The following is a 14,573-nucleotide window of genomic DNA, read 5'->3' on the forward strand; positions in this document are numbered from 1 at the left end:
GGACTACGTCTTCCATGCTGACCACCTACAAACCCCTTGCGCTGGCGATTCACTTGATCGTTGCGTCGGCGGCTGGCGTGGCATACGCCGCCACTGCCCAGGCACAAACTGCAGCCGTACAGAGCTACGACATACCCGCAGGCCCGCTGAGCAACGCACTGAACCGCTTCGCGCAACAAGCCGGCGTGGCGATCATTTTTCAGTCGAGCAACCTGGAAGGCCTGTCGACTCCGGGCCTGCAGGGTGCCTACAACGAACATGACGGATTCGAAGCCTTGTTGCGGGGCAGCGGCTATACCATGGTCAAAGGCGCCAACGGCTACAGGCTCGACGCCCTGCCCGCGGCAGGCGGCGCACTGGAGTTGGGCGCCACCCAGGTCAGCGCCAACCAGCTCGGGACTATCACCGAAGGCACCGGTTCCTACACCCCCGGCTCCATCGCGACAGCAACACGCATGGTACTGACGCCAAGGGAAACCCCCCAGTCCATTTCCGTGGTGACCCGCCAGGCCATGGACGATTTCGGCATGAACTCCATCGATGACGTGATGCGCCACACCCCCGGCATCACCGTGGCCACCTATGACAGCGATCGCACCAGCTATTACTCCCGTGGTTTTGCGATCAAGAACTTCCAGTACGACGGCATCCCCATCTTGCAAGACCCGCAGTACTCGGCCGGGCACACCCTGACTGACACCGCCATCTATGACCGGGTCGAAATCCTGAAAGGCGCAACCGGCCTGCTCACCGGCGCTGGCGGACCGGGCGGTACCATCAATATGGTGCGCAAAAAACCGACCCGCGAATTCAAGGCCCATATCGATGTGGGCGCAGGCTCCTGGGAAAACTACCGCTCCGAAATCGATGTCAGCGGGCCATTAACCGAGAGCGGCAATGTGCGTGGCCGGGCCGTGGCGGCTTACCAGGACAAGCACTCATTCATGGATCACTACAAGCGTGACAGCGAGGTTTACTACGGCATTCTTGAAGTGGATCTGACCCCCGACACCCTGCTGACCCTGGGTGCCGATTATCAGGACAACAACCCCAAGGGTTCCAGCTGGTCAGGCAGCGCATCACTGTTCAATTCCAAAGGTGACCGGATCAGCACCCCGCGCTCATTCAACAATGGCGCCAAATGGAGCAGTTGGGAGCAATACACCCGCACGGTGTTCTCAACCCTGGAACACAACTTTGCCAACGGCTGGGTAGTCAAAGGCCAGTACAACCACCAGATCAACGGCTATAACGCCCCGCTGGGCGCCCTGCTTGACCCGGACGCCACTACCGGGCTGGCAAAAATGCTCGCCCGCAAATACACCGGCGAATACGTCAGCGACAGCGGTGACCTGTTTGCCACCGGTCCGTTCAGCCTGCTGGGGCGCGAACATGAACTGGTCGTCGGTGGTTCGGTGTCCAAATCGCACTGGACTGGCAAGGACTATACCAATGCCAATATGGTCAACAACGCCTACGACTACTACAACTGGAAAGGCAACAGCCTTGAGCCGGACTGGGGCAATGTCACTTCATACAACGATGAAACAACACGCCAGACCGGTACCTACGTGACCGGCCGCTTCAGCCTGACCGACGACCTCAAACTGATGCTGGGCACCCGGGTGGCCAATTACACCCTGACCGGCACCAGCCAGGCCAAGGACACGGGCAAAGTGCTGCCCTACGCAGCCCTGATCTACGACATCAATGACAATATTTCGGCCTATACCAGCTACACGGAGATTTTCCTGCCGCAGTCGTATTACCGCGATCGCGACAACAAGATGCTTGAGCCGGATGAAGGCACCAACTACGAGCTGGGGCTGAAAGGCGAGTTCTTTGATGGCCGCCTGAATTCAAGCCTGGCCTACTTTGAAGTGCATCAGGACAACCGTCCTGAAGCAGACATGGCCTACAACGGCAATCCGACCAACCCGGACATCGACTACGCCTACAAGGGTATCAAGGCCACGACCAAGGGTTACGAAGCAGAGATCTCCGGTGAACTGATGCCAGGCTGGCAATTGCAGGCGGGGTACACCCACAAGGTCAGCCGTGACCAGGGCGGCACAAAGGTCTCGACCTGGGAACCGGAAGACCAGATCAACCTGTACACCAGCTACAAGCTGACCGGCGATCTGGACAAACTGACCCTGGGCGGCGGCGTTCGCTGGCAGAGCACCGGCTGGCAGATGCTGACCAACTGGAACAAGGGCGGCACCGTGGAAAAATTCTCCCAGGATCCATACTGGCTGGTTGATCTGATGGCGCGCTATCAGATTTCGAAAAACCTGTCGGCCACGGTCAATCTGAACAACGCATTCGACAAGTCGTATTACACCAATATCGGTTTTTATAACTCGTCGTACTACGGTGACCCTCGCAATGTGATGGTGACCACGCGCTGGGATTTCTAAACCCCACACACCACAAAACACCCGCGCACAAAAAAGCCTGCACTAAGCAGGCTTTTTTGTTGATCACAAGCGTTCAAGGGGCCTGTGTTCGGAATATGGCGCAGCGGACGGGACTCGAACCCGCGACCCCCGGCGTGACAGGCCGGTATTCTAACCGACTGAACTACCGCTGCGCGTAACATTGAAAGCAAGTGGTGGGTGATGACGGGATCGAACCGCCGACCCTCTGCTTGTAAGGCAGATGCTCTCCCAGCTGAGCTAATCACCCTTGTACTTCACTTTCGTTGCGGGGCGCATTCTCTCACACTATTTGTGTAAGTGGTTGTTTTATTTGAATTTTTTATCAATCAAAGAAAACATGCATACACAAAAAAGCCTGCACAAGGCAGGCTTTTTGTTGATCACAAGCGTTCAAGGGGCTTGTGTTCAGAATATGGCGCAGCGGACGGGACTCGAACCCGCGACCCCCGGCGTGACAGGCCGGTATTCTAACCGACTGAACTACCGCTGCGCGTAACATTGAAAGCAAGTGGTGGGTGATGACGGGATCGAACCGCCGACCCTCTGCTTGTAAGGCAGATGCTCTCCCAGCTGAGCTAATCACCCTTGTACTTCGCTTTCGTTGCGGGGCGCATTCTCTCACACTATTTGTGTAAGTGGTTGTTTTTATTTGGCTTTTTTCAAAACCTTGTAAAAACATCCGTTTCCATCGCCCTGCATCTTTGATTTCGCAGCGAACTGCCAAACCGAAGCCTTTCGGGCAAACCTGCATTTATCAGGCTTATCCCAACCACAAGCGTTCAAGGGGCTTATGGCAACAAAAATGGCGCAGCGGACGGGACTCGAACCCGCGACCCCCGGCGTGACAGGCCGGTATTCTAACCGACTGAACTACCGCTGCGCGTAACACTGTGAGCGAATGGTGGGTGATGACGGGATCGAACCGCCGACCCTCTGCTTGTAAGGCAGATGCTCTCCCAGCTGAGCTAATCACCCTTTCACTCTCGGTGTGGCGCGCATTCTACGGAGCGACTTATAGTCTGGCAAGTACTTTTTAAAATAATTTTCCCAAGCACTACAAAGGCTTAGCGCAGGGTTGGCCTATTAAGGTTATCAAGCGAATAATGCGTCTTTGTATATAGGAGTGATTCACCCCATGTGGTTCAAAAACCTGCTTATCTATCGCCTGACCCAAGATCTGCCATTTGATGCACAGGTGCTGGAAACTGCACTGGCCACCAAACTGGCCCGCCCGTGTTCAAGCCAGGAAGTAGCCACCTACGGTTTCGTTGCCCCGTTCGGCAAAGGCGAAGACGCCCCGCTGGTTCACGTCAGCCAGGACTTCCTGCTGATTGCCGCCCGCAAAGAAGAGCGCATCCTGCCGAGCAGCGTGGTGCGTGATGCATTAAAGGAGAAGGTCGAAGAGATCGAGGCCGAGCAAATGCGCAAGGTCTACAAAAAGGAACGCGATCAGCTCAAGGATGAAATCATCCAGGCCTTCCTGCCCCGCGCCTTTATCCGCCGCTCCGCCACCTTTGCCGCCATCGCGCCAAAACAGGGCCTGATCCTGGTCAACGCCTCCAGCCCGAAACGCGCCGAGGATTTACTGTCCACCCTGCGTGAAGTGATCGGCTCGCTGCCGGTTCGCCCACTGGCAGTCAAGGTTGCACCAAGCGCGGTGATGACGGAATGGGTCAAGACCCAGAAAGCCGCCGACAACTTCTTTGTCCTCGACGAATGCGAGCTGCGCGACACCCATGAAGATGGCGGCATCATCCGCTGCAAGCGCCAGGACCTGACCAGCGACGAAATCCAGCTGCACTTGAGCACTGGCAAAGTCGTAACCCAGCTGTCGCTGGCCTGGCAGGACAAACTGTCGTTCGTACTGGACGACAAACTGGTGGTCAAACGCCTGAAATTCGAAGACCTGCTGCAAGACCAGGCCGAACAGGACGGCGGTGATGACGATCTGGGCCAGCAGGACGCCAGCTTCACCCTGATGATGCTGACCTTCGGCGAGTTCTTGCCACAGCTGTTTGAAGCACTGGGCGGCGAAGAGATCCCACAGGGCATTTAAACACCCGCTGCAATCGTTTTTTTGTGGGAGCGAGCCTGCTCGCGAAAGTAGCGCCACGGCGCTCACGAGATCTTCGCGAGCAGGCTCGCTCCCACAATCATATCCACCAGAACAACCACAATAAGGACCACCATGCGCGCACTTGCTGCCTTAAGCCGCTTTGTCGGTAATACCTTTGCTTACTGGGTTCTGATTTTTGCCGTGCTGGCGTTTCTTGAGCCAGCCTGGTTTGTTGGCCTTAAAGGCTACATCGTGCCGCTGCTTGGCGTGGTGATGTTCGGCATGGGCCTGACCCTCAAACTCGATGACTTCGCCGAAGTCGCCCGTCACCCCTGGCGTGTGGCGCTGGGTGTGGTTGCACATTTCGTGATCATGCCCGGCGTGGCGTGGTTGCTTTGCCAGGTGTTCCACCTGCCACCGGAAATCGCCGTTGGGGTGATCCTGGTCGGTTGCTGCCCAAGCGGCACCTCGTCCAATGTCATGACCTGGCTGGCCCGGGGCGATCTGGCGCTGTCGGTGGCGATTGCCGCCGTGACCACCCTCCTCGCCCCCTTGTTGACCCCGGCCCTGATCTGGCTGCTGGCGTCGGCCTGGCTGCCGGTTTCGTTTATGGAGCTGTTCTGGTCGATCCTGCAGGTTGTGCTGCTACCGATTGTGCTCGGCGTACTGGCCCAGCGCCTGCTTGGCGCACGGGTGCGCTTTGCCGTCGATGTGCTGCCGCTGGTGTCAGTGGTCAGCATCGTGATTATCGTCGCCGCCGTGGTGGCGGCCAGTCAGGCGCAAATCGCCAAGTCCGGCTTGCTGATTATGGCCGTGGTGATACTGCACAATAGTTTCGGCTATTTGCTCGGCTACTTTACCGGCCGTCTGTTCAAATTGCCCCTGGCCCAGCGTAAATCCCTGGCCCTGGAAGTCGGCATGCAGAACTCGGGGCTGGGCGCGGCTCTGGCCAGCGCCCACTTCTCGCCGTTGGCGGCCGTGCCCAGTGCGCTGTTCAGCGTTTGGCACAATATTTCGGGGGCGCTGCTGTCGACCTATTTCCGGCGCATGAGCGAAAAAGAAGATCGCCTGGCAGCAGCCAAGGCTGCTATTGAGTGAAAAATCGGGGTTGCCTGTGGGAATAATCATGTGCAATATACTGCGCACTGCGAGGACGACCTCGCGACTCATCGAGTGATTATTCCGGGGACGACCCCATCAGTTGATGGAGAAGACCATGTCCTGGATCATTCTGTTTTTCGCCGGCCTGTTTGAAGTTGGCTGGGCTGTAGGCCTTAAGTACACCGACGGTTTCAGCCGCCCGTTGCCGACGGCCCTGACTGTAGGCGCCATGATCATCAGCCTTGGCTTGCTGGGCCTGGCCATGAAAGAACTGCCGCTGGGCACTGCCTACGCAATCTGGACGGGCGTTGGCGCGGTGGGCACTGTGATTGCCGGGATCATCCTGTTTGGTGAATCCATGGCGTTGTTCCGGCTGGCCAGTGTTGCACTGATCATTGCCGGCCTGGTGGGCCTTAAAGTCAGCACATAGCACGAAAAACTGTGGGAGCGGGCTTGCTCGCGATTGGGCCGACCTGGTATTCAAGTCCCCCTTCGCGAGCAGGCTCGCTCCCACAGTGTTTTTGATTTACTGCACAGCCCCGCGCAACGCCATCACCCGCTCACGCAACAGCTTTTGCGTGGCCTCCCCGGCCGCTATCGGCGCACCGGCAACCAGCGTCACCCGCGACCATAGGCGATGGAAAAAGCCCTTGTGCGGATCGCGACTGAAAAAACTGCCCCACAGCCCCTGCAACGCCATCGGAATCACCGGCACCGGCGTGCGCTCCAGAATCCGCATCACCCCCGCCTTGAACTCGTCGATCTGTCCGTCCGTGGTGAGCTTGCCCTCAGGGAAGATGCACACCAGTTCGCCGTCAGCCAGATAGCGGGCAATCCTGTCGAATGCCTGATCATGGATTGCTTCATCTTCCCCGCGACCGGCAATGGGAATAGTCCCCGCAGTACGAAAGATAAAGTTCAGAACCGGCAAATTGTAAATTTTGTAATACATGACAAAGCGAATCGGACGACGCACTGCTCCGCCTATCAACAGCGCATCGACATACGACACATGGTTACACACCAGCAACGCCGCACCCTCATCCGGGATCAGCTCCAGGTGCTTGTGCTGCACGCGGTACATGGAATGGCCAAGCAGCCAGATCAAGAAGCGCATGCTGAATTCAGGCACGATTTTGAAGATGTAGGCGTTGACCGCAATATTCATCAACGACACCACCAGAAACAACTCGGGGATCGTCAGCCCGGCCACGCTGAGCAACAGGATGGTGACCAGTGCCGACACCACCATAAACAGCGCATTTAGGATATTGTTGGCCGCGATCACCCGCGCCCGCTCGCTCTCCGAGGTGCGCGACTGGATGAGCGCATACAACGGCACTATATAGAAGCCGCCAAACACGCCGAGCCCAAGAATATCCAGCAGCACCCACCAGGCCTGGCTGAAACCCAGCACGCCCAGCCAGTCGTTGGCCTGGATGTTTTGCGGCATCTGCCCCGAATGCCACCACAGCAACAGGCCAAATACGGTCAGGCCAAACGAACCAAAGGGCACCAGCCCAATTTCGACCTTGCGCCCCGACAGTTTCTCGCACAACAACGACCCCAGTGCGATACCCACTGAGAACACTGTAAGGATCAACGTCACAACGGTCTCGTCGCCAGACAGCCAGTCCTTGGCGTAGGCCGGGATTTGCGTCAGGTAGATCGCACCAACAAACCAGAACCACGAATTGCCCACCACGGAACGGGATACCGCAGGCGTCTGATTCAGACCCAGGCGCAGAGTGGCCCAGGATTCGCTGAAAATATTCCAGTTCAGCCGCAACTGCGGCGTATCTGCCGGCGCAGACGGAATGGCGCGACTGGCCAGGTACCCCAGCACTGCGCCCGCGATAATCACCAGCGAAACGATAACCGTATAATTGCCGGAGGACAGCATGATCCCGGCGCCAATGGTGCCCGCCAGAATCGCCAGAAAAGTGCCCATTTCCACCAGGCCATTACCCCCCACCAGCTCTTCAGGTCGCAGGGTCTGCGGCAGTATCGAGTACTTGACCGGGCCGAACAGCGCCGAATGGGTGCCCATCGCGAACAATGCGACCAGCATCAATGCCAGGTGGTCGAATGCAAAGCCAATGGCTGCAACCACCATGATGGCGATTTCGCCCAGCTTAATCAGACGAATCAGACGGTCCTTGGCGTACTTTTCACCAAACTGACCGGCCAGGGCCGAGAACAGGAAAAAAGGCACGATAAACAGCAACGCGCACAGATTGACCCAGATACCCCGGTCACCTTCGATATTGAGCTTATAAAGGATGGCCAGAATCAGCGATTGCTTGAACAGGTTGTCATTGAGCGCGCCCAGGGCCTGGGTCACGAAAAAAGGCAGGAAGCGGCGCTTGCCTAGCAAGCTGAATTGCGAGGGGTGACTCATCATCCATGTACTCACGTTGCGCTGAAGGGCTTTCTCTTTGGAGGGCCGTTGTAACACTCAGGGCACAACCTTGCTCGGGTTCTGTGCAAAGGCGCACAGAACCCGAGGGTACGTTTTACTTCTTCAACCCGGCAATGCAGGGCGAGACAAACAACTCGCCGCGATATGCCCCTTGCACGGTGCGCTTGCCGACCAACAGCCACATCAGCGCCAGTGCCAGCACCAGGATGCAACCGGCTACATCAAAGAAGCTCAGGTGCAGCATGCTGCCCAGGCGCAGGGTGGCCAGCGAGTACACCCCCAGCGGGAAGGTGAAGCCCCACCAGCCCAGGTTGAACGGGATGCCCGAGCGGAAGTAGCGAATAGTGATCAATGCCGCCATCACAATCCACCACAAGCCCACACCCCACAGAATCACCCCGCTGATCAGGCCCAGGCCTTCGACAATCTCACCGATTCGTGCCAGACCATTGGCCGCAAAAATTTCCGGGGCATCGGCACCCAGCAACAGCAGGCCCAGTGCACCCGTACCGATAGGGCCTAACGCCAGCCAGCTGGATGCAGCCATGCTCTCGTGGGGCAGTTTATGCAGCGCCATGCGCAGGATCAAAATGGTCAGGATGCTGAATGCCACAGGCACCGAAAACGCCCACAGTACATAGCTGGTAATCAGCACATGAAACTGCGTGACGGTATCGCTCAGATACGGTGCCAAGAGACCGCCACTGGCTGCCGCAACCTCAGCGGCCACCACCGGCAGCAGCCAGACAGCAGTCATTTGGTCGATGCTGTGATCCTGACGGGTAAACATCAGGTAGGGGATCAGCACGCCACAGCCCAGCGCCATGGCCACATCGATCCACCACAGCACTTCGGCCACCTGCACCATGCCTTCGCCCCAGCGCGGCACGCCGAACACCAGAAAGCCGTTGATGATGGTCGCCAGGCCCATGGGAATGGTGCCAAAAAACATCGACACCGTGGAGTGCCCGAAAATGCGCTGCGCCTCGTCGAAATACAACATCCAGCGCGCGCCATAAAGCACGCTGAATAGAATAAACAGACCGATATTGAACAACCACAACCCTTCGGCAAAGGCATGTACACCGGGAATATGCACCGGTAATTGAGCCAGTGCCAAGGCCAAAACCCCCGTACCCATGGTCGCGGCAAACCAGTTCGGGGTGAACTGGCGGATCACTTCGCGGGGGTGCTGCAAGTGGCTAAATGGCCGAAAAGCGGCTTTGGCTTTGTTTGGGCAAGTCATGGGTTCCTCCTGAGCCTCGTTTGAGGTGCAATTAGAGTAGAACCAAATCGAATATCTATATAACGGGTAATTTCTCTAACTGTTATCTACTACACCTATATAAGATCATATCGACCAACTTCAAACCCTGCGACACCAGGCCGCGCTCAGACCATGGTCGACACTGACGCGCTCCGAACATCATGCGAGACTAGCTGTCTCAAGCGGGATTGCTTGCGGCCTTATACCTTCAGGAGCGTCCATGTCGTTGTCCAGCGGGCTGATTGCCGCCGTTGCCCTGGCCTATATGGCCATTATGTTTGCCATTGCCTTTTATGGTGACCGGCGCAGCAAACCACTGCCGCCGCGGGTTCGCGCGTGGGTGTATAGCCTGTCGCTGGCGGTGTACTGCACCAGTTGGACGTTCTTCGGCGCCGTTGGTCAGGCCGCCGAACAACTCTGGGCATTCCTGCCGATTTACCTGGGGCCGGTACTGCTGCTGGTATGCGCGCCCTGGGTGCTGCAAAAGATGGTGATGATCAGCAAACAGGAGAACATCACCTCGATTGCCGACTTTATTGCCGCCCGCTACGGCAAGTCCCAGTCATTGGCCATTGTGGTGGCATTGATCTGCTTGGTGGGCGTACTGCCCTATATCGCCCTGCAGCTCAAAGGCATTGTGCTGGGGGTCAACCTGCTGATCGGCGCCGGCGCCGATGCAACCGGCTCGAGGGTCGAGGACACGGCGCTGATCGTGACCCTGGTGCTGGCGCTGTTCACCATCCTCTTCGGCACCCGCAACCTCGATGCCACCGAGCACCACCGCGGCATGGTGCTGGCGATTGCCTTTGAGTCGCTGGTCAAGCTGTTCGCCTTTCTCGCCGTCGGCGCTTTCGTAACCTATGGGCTGTATGACGGCTTCGACGATCTGTTCAATCAAGCCATGCTCGCACCGCGGCTTGAGGAGTACTGGAAAGAAACCGTCAATTGGCCCTCGATGATCGTCCAGACTGGCGTGGCCATGATGGCGATTATCTGCCTGCCCCGTCAGTTCCACGTTACCGTGGTGGAAAACATCGAACCCCAGGACTTGCAACTGGCCAAATGGGTGTTCCCGGCCTATCTGATTCTGGCCGGGCTGTTTGTAGTGCCTATCGCCCTGGCCGGGCAAATGTTGCTGCCAAGCTCGGTATTACCGGATTCATTCGTGATCAGCCTGCCCCTGGCCCAGGCCCACCCGGCGCTGGCCTTGCTGGCTTTTATCGGCGGTGCATCGGCGGCCACCGGCATGGTCATCGTGGCCAGCGTGGCGCTGTCGACCATGGTTTCCAACGACATGCTGCTGCCATGGCTGTTGCGCCACAAAAACGCCGAGCGCCCGTTCGAGGTGTTCCGCCACTGGATGCTTTCGGTGCGGCGCGTGTCGATTGTGGTGATTCTGCTGCTGGCCTATGTCAGCTACCGCCTGCTGGGCTCGACCGCCAGCCTGGCCACCATTGGCCAGATTGCCTTCGCTGCCGTCACCCAACTGGCGCCGGCCATGCTCGGCGCCCTGTACTGGAAGCAGGCCAACCGCCGGGGGGTTTTCGCCGGACTGGCGACAGGCACCTTTATCTGGTTTTACACCCTGGTACTGCCGATCATCGCCCACAGCTTTGGCTGGCACCTGAGCCACTTCCCTGGGCTGGCGTGGCTGCACAGTAACCCGCTGGGCCTTTCGATCACCCCGCTGACACAGGGTGTAGTGCTGTCACTGGCAGGCAACTTCACCCTGTTTGCCTGGGTTTCGGTGCTGTCGCGAACCCGCGTGTCAGAACACTGGCAGGCCGGACGTTTTATCGGCCAGGAGCTGAGCAGCCACCCCAGCGGTCGTTCGATGCTGTCGGTACAGATCAATGACCTGCTGGCCCTCGCCGCACGCTTTGTCGGCGAAGAACGCGCGCACCAGAGCTTTATTCGCTTCGCCTACCGTCAGGGCAAGGGCTTTAACCCTAACCAGAACGCCAATGGCGAATGGATCGCCCACACCGAACGGCTACTGGCCGGTGTGCTCGGCGCGTCCTCTACCCGTGCGGTAGTAAAAGCGGCGATTGAAGGCCGGGAAATGCAGCTGGAAGACGTGGTGCGGATTGCCGACGAAGCGTCCGAAGTACTGCAGTTCAACCGCGCCTTGCTCCAGGGCGCCATTGAAAACATCACCCAGGGCATCAGCGTGGTCGACCAGTCACTTAAGCTGGTGGCCTGGAACCGACGTTATCTGGAATTGTTCGACTACCCGGAGGGGTTGATCAGCGTGGGGCGCCCGATTGCTGACATTATCCGCCACAACGCTGAACGCGGCCTGTGCGGCCCCGGCGAAGCCGAAGTGCATGTGGCCCGGCGCCTGCACTGGATGCGCCAGGGTCGGGCGCATACCTCCGAGCGCCTGTTCCCCAATGGCCGCGTCATCGAGCTGATCGGCAATCCGATGCCCGGCGGCGGTTTCGTCATGAGCTTCACCGACATCACCGCGTTCCGCGAAGCTGAACAGGCCCTGACCGAAGCCAATGAAGGCCTGGAGCAACGTGTTGCCGAGCGCACCTTTGAACTGTCGCAGTTGAATCAGGCGTTAACCGAAGCCAAAGGCGTGGCTGAAACAGCCAGCCAGTCGAAAACCCGTTTTCTGGCAGCAGTCAGCCATGACCTGATGCAGCCCATGAACGCGGCACGCCTGTTCTCGTCTGCTCTTTCTCATCAAGAGGAAGGCTTGAGCGCCGAAGCCCGCAAGCTGGTGCAGCATCTGGACAGCTCACTGCGTTCGGCTGAAGACCTGATCAGCGACCTGCTGGATATTTCCCGCCTGGAAAACGGCAAGATCACGCCCGACATCAAGCCTTTTGCCATAAATGACCTGTTCGAAACCCTGGGCAATGAGTTCACTGCACAGGCCCAGGAACAGGGCCTGAGCTTCCGGGTTCACGGTAGCCGCGTGCGGGTCAACAGTGATATCAAACTGCTGCGCCGGATCCTGCAAAATTTCCTCACCAATGCCTTCCGCTACGCCAAGGGCCCGGTATTGCTGGGCGTACGCCGACGCGGCAGTGAGCTATGCCTTGAGGTGTGGGACCGTGGCCCGGGCATCCCGGAAGACAAACTGCAGGTCATTTTTGAAGAATTCAAACGCCTCGACAGCCACCAGACCCGCGCCGAAAAAGGCCTGGGCCTGGGCCTGGCCATCGCCGACGGCTTGTGCCACGTACTTGGGCACAGCCTGCAAGTGCGCTCATGGCCCGGCTTTGGCAGCGTATTCAGCGTGCGCGTGCCGATGGCAAAGAGCCAGGCCGCACCGCAGCCGGTGGTCGCCGAGCAGAATGGCCAACCGCTAACAGGCGCCCGAGTGCTGTGTATCGACAATGAAGACAGCATCCTGATCGGCATGCAAAGCCTGCTGACACGCTGGGGCTGCCAGGTCTGGACAGCGCGCAACCGCGAAGAATGCGCGGCGTTGCTCAATGAAGGCGTGCGGCCGCAGTTGGTACTGGTTGATTACCATCTGGATGATGGCGAGGTCGGGACAGAGCTGATGCGCTGGCTAAGAGCCCAGTTGGGCGAGCCTGTACCGGGCGTGGTCATCAGCGCCGATGGCCGCCCCGAGATGATCGCCGAGGTGCATGCGGCCGGTCTTGAGTATCTGCCCAAGCCGGTCAAGCCCGCCGTGCTGCGGGCGCTGCTGAGCAGGCATGTGCCGCTCTAGCTGAGCGCCCTTGTGGGAGCGGGCTTGCTCGCGATAGTGCCAACTCGGTTTACTTGCAGAGCCTGGTTGATGCCATCGCAGCAAGCCCGCCCCCACAAAGCCTTGCACACCGCTTATTCCGCCGGGTGGGCCACACCCTCTTCGTCGGTCATGGCCCGCTCCAGCAGGTCGGCTGGCAGGCTCTTGCTGGCCCGGGCTCCCAGCAGCTTGAGCTGTTCGCTGCGGCTGACCAGATTGCCGCGGCCTTCCGTCAGCTTATTACGAGCTGAGCTGTAGGCCTTGTCCAGCTGCTGCAGGCGATTGCCCACTTCATCCAGATCCTGAATAAACAAAACAAACTTGTCGTACAGCCAACCGGCACGCTCGGCAATTTCGCGGGCGTTCTGGCCTTGGCGCTCCTGTTTCCAGAGGCTGTCGATTACCCGCAAGGTGGCCAGCAGCGTGGTTGGGCTGACGATCACGATATGACGATCAAATGCTTCCTGAAACAAGTTGGGCTCGGCCTGCAACGCCGCCGAAAAAGCCGCTTCGATGGGCACGAACAACAACACGAAATCCAGGCTGTGCAACCCCTCCAGACGCTTGTAGTCCTTGCTGGCCAACCCTTTCACATGATTGCGCAGCGATAGCACATGCTGCTTTAGCGCCGCCTGCCCGATCACGTCGTCGTCAGCCCCCACATATTGCTGATAAGCCGTCAGGCTGACCTTGGAGTCGACCACCACCTGCTTGTCACCGGGCAACATTATCAATACGTCTGGCTGGAAACGCTCTCCGTCCGGCCCCTTGAGGCTGACCTGAGTCTGGTACTCACGGCCCTTCTCAAGCCCCGCGTGCTCCAGCACCCGCTCCAGAATCAACTCACCCCAGTTACCCTGGGTCTTCTGGCCTTTGAGGGCGCGAGTCAGGTTGGTCGCCTCATCGCTCAGGCGCAAATTCAACTGCTGCAGGCGCTCCAGTTCTTTGCCGAGGGAAAAGCGCTCCCGCGATTCCTGCTGATAGCTTTCTTCGACGCGTTTTTCAAACGACTGAATGCGTTCTTTAAGCGGATCGAGCAACTGCCCGAGGCGCTCATTGCTGGTTTCGGCGAAACGCTGCTCGCGCTCATCAAAGATCTTGCCCGCCAGCTCGGCAAACTGGGCCCGCAGCTCGTCCCGGGAACCCTGCAGGTCGTTCAGTCGTTGCTGATGGCTGTCTTGCTGTTCACGCAACTCTGCAGCCAGCCCAGACGCATGGGCATCCAGGCGCCGCAGTTCGACTTCTTTCTGGTTGCGCTCCAGGTTCCAGGCATGGGCGGCGTCGCGCCCATTGTCGCGCTCCACCTGCAAGAGCTCTACTTCGCGGCTCAATGCTGCCAGCTCGGCCTGCTTGGCGGCATTGGCCTGACCCAGGTCACTGACCTCGTCGCGACAGGCATCCAGCTGGGCGCCCAGACCTTCCTGGGCCAACTGCGCCGTATTCAAACGCTCGTTGAGCAACGCCAGCTCAGCGGGATGGCTGCCGAGTTTGCGTTGCAACTGCCAGATTAACGCCAGCAACGGCACGCCCGCTACTGCCAGGCCAAGCAACAGGCTGCTTAGATCCAGGGCCATAAA

General features: G+C 58.7%; 8 protein-coding genes and 6 tRNA genes. 5 read left to right on the forward strand and 9 right to left on the reverse strand.

Annotation, left to right across the window (positions count from 1 at the left end; genetic code table 11):
- Nucleotides 1–14: 14 nt before the first annotated feature.
- On the forward strand, nucleotides 15–2,420 hold the full coding sequence (locus ACP7BE_RS08950) for a TonB-dependent siderophore receptor (protein ID WP_426105582.1): 2,406 nt from the start codon (nucleotides 15–17) through the stop codon (nucleotides 2,418–2,420).
- 96 nt (nucleotides 2,421–2,516) lie between these two features.
- On the opposite strand, the gene ACP7BE_RS08955 is transcribed toward ACP7BE_RS08950, so the two are convergent.
- From ACP7BE_RS08955 to ACP7BE_RS08980, 6 genes are all read right to left on the reverse strand, one after another.
- Nucleotides 2,517–2,593: transfer RNA gene (locus ACP7BE_RS08955), tRNA-Asp, on the reverse strand.
- A 19-nt stretch (nucleotides 2,594–2,612) separates the two neighbouring features.
- Nucleotides 2,613–2,688, reverse strand: a tRNA-Val gene (locus tag ACP7BE_RS08960).
- Nucleotides 2,689–2,854: 166 nt separating this feature from the next.
- Nucleotides 2,855–2,931 (reverse strand) — tRNA-Asp (locus tag ACP7BE_RS08965).
- Between the two features lie 19 nt (nucleotides 2,932–2,950).
- Nucleotides 2,951–3,026, reverse strand: a tRNA-Val gene (locus ACP7BE_RS08970).
- A 218-nt stretch (nucleotides 3,027–3,244) separates the two neighbouring features.
- A tRNA-Asp gene (locus ACP7BE_RS08975) sits at nucleotides 3,245–3,321 on the reverse strand.
- Nucleotides 3,322–3,340: 19 nt separating this feature from the next.
- Nucleotides 3,341–3,416 (reverse strand) — tRNA-Val (locus ACP7BE_RS08980).
- 160 nt (nucleotides 3,417–3,576) lie between these two features.
- Between ACP7BE_RS08980 and rdgC the strand changes: the two genes are divergently transcribed.
- The 3 genes from rdgC to sugE all read left to right on the forward strand — a co-directional run bounded on the left by rdgC (nucleotide 3,577) and on the right by sugE (nucleotide 6,028).
- Entirely contained in the window at nucleotides 3,577–4,497 is a 921-nt protein-coding gene (gene rdgC / locus ACP7BE_RS08985) for a recombination-associated protein RdgC (RefSeq protein ID WP_088379231.1), read from the forward strand.
- A 132-nt stretch (nucleotides 4,498–4,629) separates the two neighbouring features.
- Nucleotides 4,630–5,595, forward strand: a complete 966-nt coding sequence (locus tag ACP7BE_RS08990) for a bile acid:sodium symporter family protein (RefSeq protein WP_095003104.1) — start codon at nucleotides 4,630–4,632, stop codon at nucleotides 5,593–5,595.
- A gap of 118 nt (nucleotides 5,596–5,713) precedes the next feature.
- A complete protein-coding gene (gene sugE, locus ACP7BE_RS08995) occupies nucleotides 5,714–6,028 on the forward strand; it encodes a quaternary ammonium compound efflux SMR transporter SugE (protein WP_095003103.1) in 315 nt (104 codons plus the stop codon).
- Nucleotides 6,029–6,124: 96 nt separating this feature from the next.
- Here sugE and ACP7BE_RS09000 read toward each other — a convergent pair whose 3' ends face one another.
- Both ACP7BE_RS09000 and ACP7BE_RS09005 read right to left on the reverse strand, forming a co-directional pair.
- Nucleotides 6,125–7,999 (reverse strand): MFS transporter, encoded by a 1,875-nt coding sequence (locus ACP7BE_RS09000; protein WP_426106064.1) that lies wholly within the window; start codon nucleotides 7,997–7,999, stop codon nucleotides 6,125–6,127.
- Between the two features lie 115 nt (nucleotides 8,000–8,114).
- A complete protein-coding gene (locus ACP7BE_RS09005; RefSeq protein ID WP_169916890.1) occupies nucleotides 8,115–9,266 on the reverse strand; it encodes a TDT family transporter in 1,152 nt (383 codons plus the stop codon).
- 241 nt (nucleotides 9,267–9,507) lie between these two features.
- Here ACP7BE_RS09005 and ACP7BE_RS09010 point away from each other — a divergent pair, with 241 nt between their 5' ends.
- Nucleotides 9,508–12,978, forward strand: a complete 3,471-nt coding sequence (locus tag ACP7BE_RS09010) for a hybrid sensor histidine kinase/response regulator (protein WP_095003100.1) — start codon at nucleotides 9,508–9,510, stop codon at nucleotides 12,976–12,978.
- A gap of 113 nt (nucleotides 12,979–13,091) precedes the next feature.
- Here the strand turns inward: ACP7BE_RS09010 and rmuC are convergent, their stop codons facing one another.
- A complete protein-coding gene (gene rmuC / locus ACP7BE_RS09015) occupies nucleotides 13,092–14,456 on the reverse strand; it encodes a DNA recombination protein RmuC (RefSeq protein ID WP_165446514.1) in 1,365 nt (454 codons plus the stop codon).
- Between the last annotated feature and the right edge of the window lie 117 nt (nucleotides 14,457–14,573).

This window comes from Pseudomonas sp. TWR1-1-3 (assembly GCF_049896805.1).
Classification (GTDB): Bacteria; Pseudomonadota; Gammaproteobacteria; order Pseudomonadales; family Pseudomonadaceae; genus Aquipseudomonas; species Aquipseudomonas bubulae.